At 34.1% G+C, this 16,455-nt stretch carries 13 protein-coding genes; 10 read left to right on the forward strand and 3 right to left on the reverse strand.

Going from position 1 to position 16,455, the window contains the following annotated elements; translation table 11 throughout:
* Positions 1 to 30: 30 nt before the first annotated feature.
* Positions 31 to 1,284, reverse strand: a complete 1,254-nt coding sequence (locus Q0951_RS12165; protein WP_299337214.1) for an ABC transporter permease — start codon at positions 1,282 to 1,284, stop codon at positions 31 to 33.
* A gap of 177 nt (positions 1,285 to 1,461) precedes the next feature.
* Here Q0951_RS12165 and purH point away from each other — a divergent pair, with 177 nt between their 5' ends.
* From purH to rodA, 6 genes are all read left to right on the forward strand, one after another.
* Positions 1,462 to 2,994: a bifunctional phosphoribosylaminoimidazolecarboxamide formyltransferase/IMP cyclohydrolase gene (purH, locus tag Q0951_RS12170; protein WP_299337215.1), complete on the forward strand. Its 1,533-nt coding sequence runs from the start codon at positions 1,462 to 1,464 to the stop codon at positions 2,992 to 2,994.
* Positions 2,995 to 3,060: 66 nt separating this feature from the next.
* Complete coding sequence (locus Q0951_RS12175; protein ID WP_033960946.1) at positions 3,061 to 4,089, forward strand: rod shape-determining protein; 1,029 nt, start codon at positions 3,061 to 3,063, stop codon at positions 4,087 to 4,089.
* Between the two features lie 19 nt (positions 4,090 to 4,108).
* Entirely contained in the window at positions 4,109 to 4,939 is an 831-nt protein-coding gene (gene mreC / locus Q0951_RS12180) for a rod shape-determining protein MreC (protein WP_299337217.1), read from the forward strand.
* Positions 4,932 to 5,438, forward strand: coding sequence for a rod shape-determining protein MreD (locus Q0951_RS12185; RefSeq protein ID WP_299337218.1), 507 nt, complete (start codon positions 4,932 to 4,934; stop codon positions 5,436 to 5,438). The genes mreC and Q0951_RS12185 overlap by 8 nt, the downstream gene beginning before the upstream one ends.
* Positions 5,435 to 7,390 carry a penicillin-binding protein 2 gene (locus Q0951_RS12190; RefSeq protein ID WP_299337220.1) on the forward strand — a complete coding sequence of 652 codons (1,956 nt, stop codon included), beginning with the start codon at positions 5,435 to 5,437 and terminating at the stop codon, positions 7,388 to 7,390. Before Q0951_RS12185 ends, Q0951_RS12190 begins: the two co-directional genes overlap by 4 nt.
* Positions 7,390 to 8,673, forward strand: coding sequence for a rod shape-determining protein RodA (gene rodA / locus Q0951_RS12195; protein WP_299337221.1), 1,284 nt, complete (start codon positions 7,390 to 7,392; stop codon positions 8,671 to 8,673). Before Q0951_RS12190 ends, rodA begins: the two co-directional genes overlap by 1 nt.
* 50 nt (positions 8,674 to 8,723) lie before the next feature.
* Here rodA and Q0951_RS12200 read toward each other — a convergent pair whose 3' ends face one another.
* Positions 8,724 to 11,357, reverse strand: a complete 2,634-nt coding sequence (locus Q0951_RS12200; RefSeq protein ID WP_299337223.1) for a valine--tRNA ligase — start codon at positions 11,355 to 11,357, stop codon at positions 8,724 to 8,726.
* A gap of 186 nt (positions 11,358 to 11,543) precedes the next feature.
* Between Q0951_RS12200 and Q0951_RS12205 the strand changes: the two genes are divergently transcribed.
* Positions 11,544 to 11,972 (forward strand): DUF1573 domain-containing protein, encoded by a 429-nt coding sequence (locus Q0951_RS12205; protein WP_299337225.1) that lies wholly within the window; start codon positions 11,544 to 11,546, stop codon positions 11,970 to 11,972.
* A gap of 36 nt (positions 11,973 to 12,008) precedes the next feature.
* Here the strand turns inward: Q0951_RS12205 and Q0951_RS12210 are convergent, their stop codons facing one another.
* Complete coding sequence (locus Q0951_RS12210; RefSeq protein ID WP_299337227.1) at positions 12,009 to 13,361, reverse strand: aspartyl protease family protein; 1,353 nt, start codon at positions 13,359 to 13,361, stop codon at positions 12,009 to 12,011.
* Positions 13,362 to 13,470: 109 nt separating this feature from the next.
* On the opposite strand from Q0951_RS12210, the gene Q0951_RS12215 reads away from it, so the two are divergent.
* From Q0951_RS12215 to Q0951_RS12225, 3 genes are all read left to right on the forward strand, one after another.
* On the forward strand, positions 13,471 to 14,661 hold the full coding sequence (locus Q0951_RS12215) for a pyridoxal phosphate-dependent aminotransferase (protein ID WP_299337228.1): 1,191 nt from the start codon (positions 13,471 to 13,473) through the stop codon (positions 14,659 to 14,661).
* Positions 14,661 to 15,674: a UDP-N-acetylmuramate dehydrogenase gene (murB, locus tag Q0951_RS12220; protein ID WP_299337230.1), complete on the forward strand. Its 1,014-nt coding sequence runs from the start codon at positions 14,661 to 14,663 to the stop codon at positions 15,672 to 15,674. Before Q0951_RS12215 ends, murB begins: the two co-directional genes overlap by 1 nt.
* 241 nt (positions 15,675 to 15,915) lie before the next feature.
* Positions 15,916 to 16,455, forward strand: a complete 540-nt coding sequence (locus Q0951_RS12225; RefSeq protein ID WP_299337232.1) for an RNA polymerase sigma factor — start codon at positions 15,916 to 15,918, stop codon at positions 16,453 to 16,455.

Here is a 16,455-nt window from a genome sequence, read left to right on the forward strand (position 1 = left end):
ATCAATAATTCTCTTATTTTTCTTATTAGACTACATTCCAGTCCGTATTGCTTCAACAGGGTCTAAACGAGACGCAGAAATAGCAGGAATCACACCTGAAATTAAACCTATTAGAGTAGATAATCCAAATCCCAAAAATATATTAGTAAATGAGAGGACAAAAGAAAAATCTTCAACAGCCGAATTGGCAATAAGAGAGACTAACCATACCATGATGACACCTATTAATCCTCCTAAAAGGGACAAAATCACCGCTTCGAATAAAAACTGAAACAAAATAAATTTATTCTTGGCGCCTAATGATTTTTGAATGCCGATTAGGTTTGTTCGTTCTCTTACACTTACAAACATAATATTAGCAATACCAAATCCACCAACTAAAAGAGAAAAGCCACTAATGACCCAACCAATAATATTCAGGGTAGAAATAATACCATCTATAGCGTCTTGTAAACCAGAGATGACACTAATAAAGAAGGAATCTATTTCATCGGGTTTCAAACCTCGCCTACTTCTCATTTTTTGAATTACATCTGCTTTTAATTCGGCTACATCAGCATTATCCTTGGGTTTAATAATAACAATATGATTCATGTTTTTATTATTATCACCATACCGATTTCTCACATAATTAGCAGGTAAAAAAATGGAAATATCATTACTATCACCAAATAATCCTGAACCCTGTTTTTTAACAACTCCAATAACTGTGAATTTTTGACCATACAGTCTGACTTTCTTTCCAATAGGCTCTAATTCTCCAAAAAGAGATTTGGCAATTTCATCTCCTATGACAATAACGGGCTTGCCTGTGCTAGATTCTGACTCACTATAAAAACGACCTTTTGAAAACTGTAAAGCTTGGATATCATCAAACTCATCACTTACCACAACCGTATTAACACTACTTACTGATTTTGATTCATATCTTACAGTCTCTCTCCTAACAAATAACTGATAGGCCACATGTTCTGCACCTGATAATGAGGATTTCAAATACTTGTATTCATTATATGACACTTCAGGAAACTGTAAACGCTTCCACCTAGGCACATCTGTTGGTCCAAATGAAAACTTTGCTAAATACATCGTATTACTATCCAAACCACTCAATTGCTCTTTAATATCTCTATCTAAAGAGTCCACAGCGGCTAAAACAGCGATAATTGAAAAAATACCAATAGTAATACCCAGAAGTGATAGAAATGTACGAAGCTTATTATTTCGCAATGCGTTGATAGCAAAGGAAAAGCTTTCTCTAAATAACCTCAGATAAACAAGCATAGAATAAGATTGGTTTTATAAAATTGAAAGATACTAGGTTTTCAACAATTTATTGTTACAAAAAACTTAAATAAACTGCAATTTCAACTCCTAATAACACTCGATATTATGTATTTTTGGGCTTTAATTTTACAACATAGTTCTATCTTTTGGAACAGCAACGACAACAACACAACAATGAGCAACAACAAAACCATTACATCTGCATTAATATCAGTTTTCAGCAAAGACGGATTAGAACCTATCGTTAGGCAACTTAACGAACAAAATGTTACCATATATTCCACTGGTGGCACTGAAAAATTCATCAAAGATCTAGGTATTGATGTGGTACCAGTAGAAGATGTAACGTCATACCCTTCAATTCTTGGTGGACGCGTAAAAACACTTCACCCTAAAGTATTTGGAGGCATTTTAAATCGTCAAAATAACGAAAGTGATGTCGCAGAACTCGTCGATTTTGATATTCCTCAAATCGATTTGGTGATTGTTGATCTATATCCTTTTGAAAAAACAGTTGACTCAGGCGCTTCTAATCAGGATATTATTGAAAAAATTGATATTGGAGGCATTTCTTTAATTAGAGCTGCAGCTAAAAATTATGCCGATGTTATTTGCGTATCTTCTGTAGATGACTACTCTGAGTTTTTAGAACTATTACAATCTAAAAATGGAGTAACTTCCGAAGGCGATAGAAAACGTTTTGCTGCTAAAGCGTTCAACGTATCATCACACTATGACTCGGCTATTTTCAACTATTTCAATTCAGATCATGAGATTGCTGCTCTAAAAGTAAGCGAGACTAATGGTAAAGTTTTACGTTATGGTGAAAATCCACATCAACGCGGATTTTTCTTCGGAAATTTTGACGATATCTTTACTAAACTCCACGGAAAAGAGCTAAGCTACAACAACCTGCTTGATGTGGACGCAGCAGTAAACTTAATGAACGAATTTAAAGGTGAAGCTCCTACATTTGCCATTCTAAAGCACAATAATGCCTGTGGGTTTGCACAACGAGACACAATTCATCAAGCCTATGTTGATGCATTAGCTGGAGATCCTGTTTCAGCTTTTGGTGGTATTTTAATTGCCAATACCGAAATTGATAAAGCCACAGCCGAGGAAATTCATTCCCTGTTCTGCGAAGTAGTTATTGCGCCTTCATTTTCTGAAGAGGCTTTAGAGATACTGAAAGGCAAGAAAAATCGAATATTATTGATTTTACATGATGTAGAATTCCCTCAAACTACTGTAAGAACTTGCCTCAATGGTGTTTTAGTTCAGGATCGGGATAATAAAACTGATAGCCTTACAGATTTATCTCATGCAACAAACAATAAACCAACGCAAAATGAGTTAGAAGATTTAATATTTGCCTCAAAAATTTGCAAGCATACTAAATCTAACACCATCGTTTTAGCAAAAAACAAACAGTTATGCGCTAGCGGAACAGGACAAACAAGCCGTGTTGATGCACTTAACCAAGCCATAAACAAAGCACAGTCATTTAATTTTGACTTAAAAGGAGCAGTTATGGCAAGTGATGCCTTCTTCCCTTTCCCAGATTGTGTAGAAATTGCTGATAAAGCAGGAATTACTGCTGTAATACAACCAGGAGGCTCAATTAAGGACCAATTAACCATAGATTACTGCAATGAAAATAATTTAGCAATGGTAATGACCGGAACACGCCATTTTAAACATTAATTTTATTACATTTACAACACACCAGAAAATATATACAATAACACCCTCATAATATTAGAATAACGAATGGGATTTTTTGATTTCTTAACCGAAGAAATAGCCATAGATTTAGGAACTGCTAACACACTAATCATTCACAACGACAAAGTAGTTGTTGATAGTCCATCCATAGTTGCAAGAGATAGAATTTCAGGCAAAATCATTGCCGTTGGTAAAGAAGCCAACATGATGCAAGGTAAAACACACGAAAACATTAAAACCATCAGACCTTTAAAAGATGGAGTAATTGCCGATTTTGATGCTTCAGAACAAATGATTAGTATGTTTATTAAAAACATACCTGCTCTCAAAAAGAAATTATTCACACCTGCATTAAGAATGGTAGTTTGTATTCCGTCAGGAATTACAGAAGTAGAGATGCGAGCGGTAAAAGAATCTTGCGAACGCGTAAATGGAAAAGAAGTATATCTTATCCATGAACCAATGGCAGCAGCAATTGGTATTGGTATCGATATTATGCAACCTAAAGGGAATATGATCGTGGATATTGGTGGTGGTACAACTGAAATAGCTGTTATCGCACTTGGTGGAATTGTTTGTGACAAATCGGTTAAAGTTGCAGGTGATGTGTTTACCAATGACATCATCTATTACATGCGAACGCAACACAACCTATATGTAGGAGATCGTACTGCGGAAAAGATAAAAATCCAAATCGGTGCAGCTACCGAAGATTTAGATCTTCCTCCTGAAGAAATGAGTGTGCAAGGTCGTGATCTTTTAACTGGTAAGCCAAAACAAGTTCAGATTTCATATCGTGAAATAGCTAAGGCTTTAGATAAATCAATTTTAAGAATTGAAGATTCTGTCATGGAAACTTTATCACAAACACCTCCAGAACTTGCAGCAGATATTTACAATACAGGTATTTATTTAGCTGGTGGAGGATCAATGTTGAGAGGCTTAGATAAACGTTTGTCTCAAAAAACCGATCTACCTGTTTATATTGCAGAAGATCCTTTAAGAGCTGTTGTACGTGGTACTGGAATTACACTTAAGAACTTACCTAAATTTAAAAGTGTATTGATTAAATAACTGAGAATACCTACTTAACATGCAACAGATTATTAACTTTGTCATTAGAAACAAAACTTTCCTCTTGTTTCTACTGTTGTTTGGTGTTTCCTTAGCTTTAACCATTCAATCACATTCTTATCATAAAAGTAAATTTATTAATTCAGCTAATTTTCTAACAGGTGGTATTTATGAAGGCGCTAGTGGCATTTCAAATTATTTCGATTTAAAAGAACAAAATGAGATTCTACTAGAGGAGAATACAAGATTGAGGTCTATAAAACTCAATACAGCAAACTCAATCGCTACAGACGAATTCGTCATAGATTCGAGTTCTTATAATGGAAGATACAAGATTAACAATGCGAAAATCATAAATAACAACTATTCGTCTTCAAAAAATTACTTAACTATCAATAAAGGGGAGAAAAATGGAATCAAAGAAGACCTTGGTGTAATTACTTCAAAAGGAATTGTAGGTATTATTGACAATACATCAAATGGCTATGCAAGAGTGCTTTCAATACTTAATACAAAAAGTAAAATTAATGCTCAATTAAAAGCCTCTAATCATATTGGTACATTAGAATGGAATGGGAAATCATCACCAACAACAGTACAATTAACCGATATTATAAAGTTTGCTCCTGTTAAAAAGGGAGATACTATTGTAACTGGTGGTGAATCATCAATTTTCCCACAAGGTATTCCTATAGGAACCATTGATAGCTTTGTTTTAGATATTACTGGTGACACCTACACCATCGAAGTCAAGCTATTTAATGATATGACCAATTTATCTCATGTTTATATTCTCGAAAATTTAGATACTAAAGAAATTAAACAGTTAGAAAACCCAACTGATGAATAGCATCAATTTTAATAGTATCATTAGGTTTTTTGTGCTCATTTTAGCGCAGGTTTTGATATTTAATAATATCAACTTCTTGGGTTATGTTAATCCGTATCCTTACATATTGTTCATATTGTTGTTTCCAGTAAACAACAATAGATCGCTCTTTATTTTTATGAGCTTTATGCTGGGATTGTTTGTAGATATATTTTCAGACTCTGGAGGTGTTCATGCAGCCGCCTGTGTAACGATTGCATTTATAAGGCCAGCTATTTTGAAATTTGCCTTCGGAATGGTTTACGAACATCAAAATATTAAATTCAATAATACTGAATTTGGCAATCGAGTGATTTATTTTTCAATTCTAATTGCCATTCATCACTTTATCATGTTTTTACTGGAAATTTTTAACATTTCAAACATAATTTTAGTATTCCAAAAAACGTTATTTTCAAGTACTTTTACACTCATATTTTGTATACTAATCTCAATACTTTTCAGTAATAAACAACGATGAGAAAACTTCTACTTTTATTAACTGTAATTACCGTAGGACTTTTATTTATTGCTCGCTTATTTTATTTGCAGGTCTATAAAAAAGAAACTTATAGTTTGTTTGAGGATAATGCCATTAGAAAAGTCTATGACTATCCTAAACGTGGTTATGTTTATGATAGAAATGGAAAATTATTAGTTGCAAATCAGCCGTCTTATGATGTGATGGTGATTCCTAGAGAAGTTGAGCCACTTGATACATTAGAGTTTTGTGCCTTACTTAAGATTACCAAAGAAGAATTCAAAAAAAAATACGATAGAGCTTATAACTATTCACCTCGTTTACCCTCACCCTTTGTACCGCAATTATCTAAAACTGATTACGCTGTACTTCAGGAGAAAATGAGAAAGTTCGAGGGATTTTACATCCAAAAACGATCACTTAGAGATTACCAGACATCTATAGGCGCTAATGTTTTGGGTGATATTGGAGAAGTTAACAGACGCATCATAGAAAAGAAACCTTACTATAAAATGGGTGACCTCATAGGAAAGCAAGGTGTAGAACTTTCATACGAAGATGTCCTAAAAGGTGTCAAAGGGATTAAGTTTATTCAAAAAGACCGATTTAATAAAGATATTGGCCCTTATAAAGAGGGAAAATTTGATACTTTACCTCAACCAGGAAAAGATATTAAAATAACCATCGATTCTAAATTGCAAGAATATGGTGAATTATTAATGACCAACAAGCGCGGTGGAATTGTGGCCATAGATCCAGCAAATGGTGAGATATTGGCGTTAGTAACTGGACCAAGTTACAATCCAAATTTATTGGTAGGTAGAGAACGAAACAAAAACTTCTCAAGGCTGTTTTTAGACACAATCGCCAGACCAACTTGGGATAGAGGTCTTCAAGCACAATATCCTCCAGGTTCACCATTTAAGGTCATTAATGCATTAATTGGACTCCAGGAAGGGGTTGTTGATGCAGATGACAAAGTCACTTGTAGAATGGGCTATTACTACGGAAGTAGACGACTCACAGGTTGTCATCACCATAAGAGTCCAGTAGATATGAATAACGGAATTGCTCAATCATGTAATGCCTATTTTGTTAGCACTTATCGTAAAATTATTGACAAATATGATGACGCTGGTAAGGGAATGAATATTTGGGCAAACCACGCTAAAAGTTTCGGACTTGGAAATTATCTGGGATACGATTTACCTGTTGGACAAAAAGGCCGAATACCAGACGGTGACTACTATGACAGAGCTTATGGCGATAATCGTTGGGGCTCAACCTATATTGTATCAAACGCTATTGGTCAGGGAGAGGTCGAAGCCACACCAATACAATTAGCAAATATGGCCGCAGCTATAGGAAATCGTGGCTACTATTATACACCTCATATTATCAAGGAGATTGAAGGTGACACAATACCAAGCAAGTATACAACGCCAAAATACACAACCATTGATAAACGTCATTTTGAACCTGTAATTGAAGGGATGTTTGACGTATACAATAAAGGTACGGCTGCTACTCTGCGAATTCCAGGAATTGATATCTGCGGAAAAACTGGAACAGCAGAAAACTTTATAAAGATTGATGGTGAAAAAACACAATTAACTGATCATTCCATCTTTGTTGCTTTTGCTCCAAAAGATAATCCAACAATTGCCATTGCTGTATTTGTAGAGAATGGATATTGGGGAAGTCGATTTGCAGGACGAATGGCTAGTTTAATGATCGAGAAATATATAAAAGGTGAGATTACCAGAACAGATATGGAGCACTGGATCCTAACACATAGTTTAGAGAATGAATACGCTAAACCTTATTCTGGTGAACCCTTTAAAATCAATGGAGAAACCACACTTCAAGTTATTGAAAAAGTTCAACCTCCTAAAGATAACGACCTAAATAATTCAATAAAAATAAATGCTAATTCAACCAATCAAAACTAATGAATCGAGAAAGTCATAGAGGTTTGAAATTTGACTGGATCACCATTGTTCTGTTTCTTCTTTTGGTGGGTTTTGGCTGGCTAAATATCATGTCTGCTTCACATGAAGGTGAAATAACAAGCTATTTTGATATGAGTCAACTCTACGGAAAGCAATTGGTATTTCTAGGATTAACTTTTGTTTTAATTATACTCATACTTTCTATTGAAGCTAAGTTTTATGAACGGTTTGCCAGTATAATTTACATCATTGCTATGCTCGCGCTTGTTGGTTTATTTATCTTCGGAAAAGATGTGAATGGTGCACGATCTTGGTATGGCATTGGAAGTATGACCATACAACCCAGTGAATTTGCAAAGTTTGCTACTGCACTTGCTGTTGCCAAGTATATGAGTGATCTTCAAACTGATATGAACACCTTAAAAGATCAATTAAGAGCCGTAGCTATCATCATTGTTCCTGCAATACTGATTTTACTACAAAACGATGCTGGAAGCACTCTAGTATACTCGTCTTTCTTCTTTGTGTTTTACCGTGAAGGCTTACAACAAATTTATTTAGCTATTGCTTTATCAACTATTATTTTAGCAGTTCTAGGATTAAAATTCGGGATTATTATAACCGGAATTATTGCCGCTGTAATGATCTTCGGAATATATTTCTTCCGAAGAAAAAAGAAAGGACTATCAATTGTTCAATCCGTAGTTATTTTATTGGTTTGTGTCTCTTTTTCAGCAGGTGTGAAATTATTCTACCAACATGTTTTAAAACCACACCAACAAAACAGAATAAGTCTTTGGTTACGATTAGAGAAAGATCCTGCCAAGTTAGAACAGATGAAAAAAGAAGAAGCTTATAATCTCATACAATCTGAACAAGCTATAAGTTCTGGTGGATGGACAGGCAAAGGTTTTCTTCAAGGAACTAGAACTACAGGAAAGTTTGTGCCAGAACAAGAGACCGATTATATCTTTAGTACAGTTGGAGAGGAATGGGGCTTCATCGGCAGTTCGGTAGTTGTGTTATTATTTATGGCACTCATAATTCGAATCTTGTATCTAGCAGAATCTCAAAAGTCCCAATTTAGTCGGGTATATGGCTATGGCGTTGCTTCTATTTTCTTTATACATTTTACAATTAACACTGGAATGGTAATGGGTTTAATTCCTACTGTTGGAATACCGCTTCCCTTCTTTAGTTATGGTGGCTCCGGACTTTGGGGCTTTACCATACTACTCTTCATTTTTGTGAAATTAGATAGTAATAAAATTAATGAATGGTAATAAAAAAAGCTGCCCGTTACAGACAGCTTTTTTCTATTTCAAATTAAAATTTATTTCAAACTACTCAAGCTAGCTTTGATAGTTTCAATCTTGGCTAAAGCATCTGCTTCTTTCTTCTTTTCAGCAGCTACCACTTGTTCAGGAGCACCAGCAACAAAGCGTTCGTTAGATAATTTTCGTTGAACAGATTTTAAGAATCCTTCGGTATATTTCAACTCCTCATTCAGCTTATTGATTTCGGCTTCAATATCAATACTTCCTTCCATTGGAATGAAATATTCATTGGATTTAACACGGAATGTTAATGCGCCATCAATAGAATCTTCGATATAATCAAAACTATTCAAATTACCTAGTTTTGATATGACCTCATCAAAAGTTGTTGGTGCTTTTTCATTATTGACTACCGAAAAACCAATGGCATCTTTAAATGCAATGTTCTTTTGTTTTCTGATGTTTCTAATTCCTGAAATCACTTCAGAAGCAAAATCAAATTCAGCGATAAGCTCATTGTCTATTGGTCTCGTTTCAGGCCATTTAGCAATAATCAAAGCTTCCTCAGGACTACGCTCTTTGATGTATTGCCAAATTTCTTCTGTTAAGAAAGGCATGAATGGATGCAATATTTTTAATATATCTTCAAATATTTCGATAATACTATTTAATGTCTTTGCATCAACAGGTTGTTGATAAGCTGGTTTAACGATTTCCAGTAACCATGAAGCAAAATCATCCCATATTAACTTGTAAGTCGCCATAAGCGCATCACTTAATCGGTACTTACTGAAATGATCTTCAATTTCTGTAATCGTCTTTTGAAATTTAGATTCAAACCACTCAATGGCAATTTTACTAGAGTTAGGTTGCTCAATTTTACTATCAACTTCCCACCCTTTTACGAGTCTGAATGCGTTCCATATTTTATTAGCAAACTGTTTTCCTTGCTGACACAAGTCTTCGTCAAACATCAAGTCATTTCCAGCAGCAGAACTCAACAACAAGCCAACACGTACACCATCGGCACCAAATTGCTCAATCAACTTGAGAGCATCAGGTGAATTTCCAAGTTGCTTAGACATTTTACGTCGTTGTTTATCTCTAACCAATCCTGTGAGATAAACATTTTCAAAAGGCTTTTGGTCTTTATATTCATATCCAGCAATAATCATTCTAGCAACCCAGAAAAACAAAATATCTGGACCAGTTACTAAATCGTTGGTTGGATAGTAGTATTTAATATCTTCATTCTCAGGATTGCGTATTCCGTCAAACACACTTATTGGCCATAACCATGAGCTAAACCACGTATCTAAAGCATCTGAATCTTGCTTAAGGTTTTCAGACTTCAAACTTGGATTACCTGTTTTTTCCTGAGCTAAATTAACAGCTGCTTCAATGGTTTCGGCAACAACAAAATCTTCTTTTCCTTCTCCATAATAATAAGCCGGTATCTGTTGTCCCCAGAGTAATTGGCGAGAAATATTCCAATCGCGAATATTCTCCATCCAATGTCTGTAAGTATTCTCAAATTTCTTCGGAAATAACTTGACCTCACCAGTAGTTAAAACAGCATCTAAAGCAGGTTTTGCCAGATCTTCCATTTTAAGGAACCACTGATCACTTAAGCGAGGCTCTATGACAGCTTTAGTACGTTCTGACGTACCAACCTTGTTCATATAATTCTCAGTTTTAACTAAAATCCCAGCAGTTTCTAATTCTTTAGCAATTGCCTTTCTAACTGTAAATCGGTCTTGACCTTCATAATGCATTCCGAAGCTATTCAACGTAGCATCATCATTAAATATATCAACAACTTCAAGATGATGTTTATCACCTAAAACTTTATCATTTTCATCATGAGCTGGAGTGACTTTCAAACAACCAGTACCAAATTCGATATCTACATACGCATCTTCAATAATAGGCACAACTCTTCCGCAGATAGGAACTATAGCTTTCTTACCCTTTAAATGTGAAAAACGTTCATCATCAGGATTAATACAAATAGCAGTATCTCCAAAAATGGTCTCAGGACGTGTGGTTGCAATTGTCAGTTTCTCATCACTACCTTCCACTTGATACTCTAAATAATAAAGCAGTCCTTGTTTTTCGACATGAATAACCTCTTCATCAGACAATGTGGTCTTGGCTTCTGGATCCCAGTTAACCATACGATATCCTCTGTAGATCAAGCCTTTATTATATAAATCAACAAACACTTTGATTACAGCTTCACTCATGTCATCATCCAAAGTAAATTTTGTACGATCCCAATCACAAGAACAACCCAATTTTTTCAACTGTTCTAGGATGACTCCACCATATTCTTCGGTCCAATCCCAAGCATGCTTTAAAAATTCTTCTCTGGTCAAGTCATTTTTATCAATACCTTGAGACTTTAACTTAGCCACAACTTTGGCTTCAGTAGCAATAGATGCGTGGTCAGTTCCTGGAACCCAGCAGGCATTTTTTCCTTTTAATCGCGCACGACGAATCAACACATCTTGAATGGTATTATTCAACATATGTCCCATGTGTAAGACACCTGTCACGTTAGGCGGTGGAATTACAATTGTATATGGCTCTCTCTCATCTGGTGTAGAATGAAAATAATTATGTTTCATCCAGTAGTCGTACCACTTATCCTCTACTTCTTTTGCTGAATATTTTGATGGAATTTCCATGCTTTGGTATTGTTTTTGCTTTATAGCTGACAAAAGTACTTATATTTCTTTTTTTGCGAAATGATTCAGAGAAATAATGACCAACTAAAACGCTAATAGTGTTAATTATGAGGTCATACAACTAATTTATTTTGCAGAATCCTAAAAAGTAAGTAGTTTTGATAGTATCAATTTAAAATTTAAATGATGAAAAATTTAGTAGTAATTTTATGTGTAGCATTCTTAAGTCTTGGAGCTTATGCACAAGAAAAGGTAGCCAAAATAGAATTTAAAACAGACGTAATTGATTACGGAACAATTGAAAAAGGTTCTGATGGTGTGAGAGTATTTGAATTTACTAATACAGGAAATGCACCTCTTATTATTTCTAATGTGAAGTCTACTTGTGGATGTACTGTACCAAAAAAACCTGAAGGTCCTATTTTACCAGGTGAAACTGGAAAAATTGAAGTAAAGTATGACACTAACAGAGTAAATCCTATTAGAAAAACAATTACTGTAACCTCTAATGCTGATACACCAACTGTAGCTTTAAAAATTAAAGGTTTGGTTATCGATCCTAGTAAAACTAGTGTATTAGAAAAGAAAGATAAAAGTGTGATGGAGCAATTGTAAAAGATTATCCTTCATTAAATTATAAAGAACTCTCTATCAAGGGAGTTCTTTTTTTTTAAAGACATCTTCTAGCTTGAATTGAAAATTGAGTATTTTTTTATCACGCTCTACTTTGAGTCTGATCAGTTTTCCTGGTCGATCTCTAAAGTAATTGACAACATCCTGAAGCTTAATTAGGTGAGCTTCTTTTCCGTTGATACTAATAATAACATCATTTATTTTTAAACCTGCCTTTTCGGCTGGAGACCCCTCTCGAAGTAAGACGATAGTATACGCAGGCTTTAATTTGTATTCGTATGATTGAATAAAGTTAATACCAACTTTGTCTTTATTAGACTGACCATAAGAATCTAATATTTTATTTCTGGTTTGCTCTTTAACAACTCTTAACCCTGTTTGCTCCACCACAATACCACTTCTATTATAGTCAAAAGAAGCTTTAAAATTGCTGTTCTTTTTTAATGTAATCTTAGAATTACCATAGTCAACAATAAGATTGAAACGACGCAAAATTTCGGCAGAAATACTACCATTACGACCTTTGAATTTACGAGCAAAACTAATTGAAGTAGAGTCTGGAAATGCAACATTGACATCACTTAGCTTAAAACTCTTAAGATTTAATGATTTGGTAGTAGATCTCAATCCATAGACATTTCCGCTTAAACCACGTCCTAAAAAATCGTGAAAACTATTGTTATATGACGAGGAAATACCTAAACTATCATCCTCAAATAACCATAACGCATCACTACTTCCCGTATCAATTAGAAGCTTAACAGGAATAGTCTTGTTTCCTATTTCAACTTCTGTATCAATGTAGGGTTTACTATTGTAAAATGAAAGGTTAAAAGATTCGCATTTTTTACACGATTTATATTTGTAAGTCTCTCTCCTATTGAGATTAATATACTTTGATTTATAATTGATTTCAACAACAAAATTCTTAAACACATCATAACCGATTATGCCATGTACTGGCACTCCCAACCTTGGTGTAAAATTTATATTTTGATCAAAAACCACATAAATATCCTGATTGATATTTACCGCATTTCCTATTTTAAAAAAATTATTCTTTGACCTTAAAGCCTTTACAGATTCACCACCACCTAGACCTCTTAGAAAAATAGTTTCTACATTATTAATTTGAAGTGAGTCTGTATTAGTGATATTAAACAAAATAGGTTTACTAACCCCCGAATCTAGAATAAAAGACAACTTAACACCGTTTATCTCAACAGGCAAAACAATAAGATTGTTGATAAGTTGGAATCTTACCTTATCACTTTTCTTCTTAGGCAAATTGAAATCTCCCTGAGCCAATGATGAGCTAAAACAAACGAATACCAGCAGTAATGAAATGTATTTTTTTCCAGTTAAGATCATAAGTATTAGTTCTAAGTTACAAATCTTTATCAAACGTTCTATTTTTACCTCACTTTTTTAAATAAAATTTAAGATTATTTTCAGAACTTTACCATCTAAATTTTAGATCATGCCAATAATTTCTAAGAAAGGGGCCTCAATGCCAGAATCTCCGATACGAAAATTAGTTCCATATGCTGAAAAGGCATACAAAGCAGGTAAAACTGTATACCACCTGAATATAGGGCAACCTGATATCAAAACTCCTCAAGTTGCACTTGATGCAGTAAAAATTCATTCGTTAGAAATTCTAGCCTATACACGATCTGAGGGATCTGAGGGGTTTAGAGAAAAACTGGCCAACTATTATGATAAAAACGGAATTCATGTAAACCATGATGATATTATAGTTACAACAGGAGGAAGTGAAGCCTTGATGTTTGCCTTTGGTAGCATTACTGATATTGGCGATGAAGTCATCATACCAGAACCATTCTATGCTAACTATAATGGATTCTCTACAGCGTCTGGAGTTAAGGTAGTACCCGTTATCTCAAAGATTGAAAATAACTTTGCTTTACCTCCAATTGAAGAATTTGAAAAATTAATCACTCCAAAGACCAAAGGGATTCTTATATGTAATCCAGGAAATCCAACTGGATATCTATATTCAAAAGAAGAAATAAAAAAACTAGCTGCCATAGTCAAAAAACATGACTTATTCTTAATTTCAGATGAAGTCTACAGAGAGTTTGCTTATGATGGTGTAAGTCATTATTCCATACTTCAAGAAGAAGGTTTAGAAGAGCACGCTATTGTTATTGATTCTGTTTCCAAACGCTACAGTATGTGTGGTGCTCGCATTGGATGTTTGGTAACAAAAAACAAAGAAGTCATTAAAACAGCCTTAAAATTTGCCCAAGCTCGTTTGAGTCCGCCAACATTAGCTCAAATAGCTAGTGAAGCTGCTTTAGACACACCACAAAGCTACTTTGACGATGTTATAGGCGAATATGTTGAGCGAAGAAATGTATTAATTGAAGAACTCAACAAAATAGAAGGTTTGAAAGTAGCGAACCCTAAGGGCGCCTTCTATTGTATTGCAGAATTGCCTATTAAAAATTCAGATGCTTTTGCTCAATGGTTGCTAGAATCTTTTGATGTTAATGGTGAAACTGTTATGGTTGCACCAGCTGCAGGTTTTTACAGTACACCAGGTGTTGGTTTAAACCAAATTAGAATTGCTTACGTTTTAAACACAGATAGTTTAAAAAAATCTGTAAATATTCTTAAAGAGGCACTTAAAGTATATAAGGACTAGTGCAAATTCAACACAACATATCTTTAAAATCTTTCAATACATTTGGAATAGATGTCAATGCGAAGCATTTTGCCTCTGTAACTTCTGTTAAAGATCTGAAATCTATCTTTTCTTCTGATGAATATCCTCAGAAATTCATTTTAGGAGGAGGAAGTAACATGCTACTCACCAAAGATATCGATGCTCTGGTTATCCATTTGAACTTAAAAGGAAAGACAATAGTCTCACAACTAGACAATGAAGTTCTTATTGAATGTAATGCAGGAGAGAATTGGCATGAGTTTGTATTGTGGACACTAGACAACAACTTTGGCGGACTCGAGAATTTGTCACTCATACCAGGCAATGTAGGAACAAGTCCTATTCAAAATATAGGAGCCTATGGTGTAGAGTTGAAAGATACTTTCGTATCCTGTAAAGCTCTAAATCTAGAAACACTACAAATAGAAACCTTCAGCAATAAAGATTGTAAATTTGGCTATCGGAATTCTATCTTTAAGCAGCACGCCAAAGGTAAATTCATTATTGTAAGTGTTCTTTTTAAATTAACAACCACAAAACACAAACTTCATACTAATTATGGTGCAATATCATCAGAATTAGAAAAAATGAATATAGAACACCCAACCATTCACGATGTTTCTAAAGCCGTTATTGCTATAAGAGAGAGCAAATTGCCCAATCCAAAAGAAATCGGTAATTCAGGAAGTTTCTTCAAAAATCCAATCCTGTCTAAAAAAGCATTTATTAAGCTACAAGAGAATTTTCCAGAAGTGCCTCATTATAACATTTCAGAAACTGAAATAAAAGTTCCTGCTGGTTGGTTAATTGAACACGCTGGTTTTAAAGGAAAAATCTTCGGAAATTATGGTGTACACAAAAAGCAAGCCTTGGTTTTAGTAAATTATGGAGGTGCAAGTGGTCGTGAAATTCTAAAGCTGTCTCAATTGATTCAAAGCACAGTATTAAGAATTTTTGACATTACTATAGAAGCTGAAGTCAACATCATATAAAACAAAAAGCCTCATAAAATGAGGCTCATGTTCACTACAGAATAGGTTTTGAAAAAGCTATTAATCAATTTTCTTTAAGGAAGAAAAAAATTCTATTCCACAGAAATTATATGATAATGGATTAAATTCCTTTGTTGTTTTTATTTTACTAATTTTACTATCTTAATCATATATACGACTGAAATTCATTTTTAGACGTTTTAAAATTCATTTTTTTTAAATTTTTTTAAATCATTAATTTTTGAGCACTCCTCTAGAAAAACAAATAGTAGAATTATTGTCTAAAGGCGATAAAAGGGCATTGAATCTTCTTTATGAAAATTATGCTGACAGCCTATATGGTGTAATTCTAAAAGTTACTATTAATGAAGAATTAGCTCAAGATGCGCTTCAAGAAACATTTGTAAAAGTCTGGAAAAACGCTCAAAAATACGATTCAAAGAAAGCAAAACTCTTTACTTGGCTTTACCGAATTGCTAAAAATACAGCCATAGATAAATTAAGAAGTTTTAATAATAGATTTGAAAAAGAAGTCCAAATTGATAAATCTAACGTATATATCTTACCAACAGCGAGTTTAAACCAAGATGTAATAGATTTAAAAACGCATGTTGCAAGGTTAGACCAAAAGTACCAAATAGTCTTAAAAGCCTTGTTTTTTGAGGGCATGACTCAACAAGAAGCAAGTGATGAACTAGATATTCCATTAGGTACTATTAAGTCTAGATTAAAAATTGGGTTAAGAGAGCTTAAAAAAATCTACGATCCAGAAATTAATTAG

Source organism: uncultured Psychroserpens sp., assembly GCF_947501425.1.
GTDB lineage: Bacteria > Bacteroidota > Bacteroidia > Flavobacteriales > Flavobacteriaceae > Psychroserpens.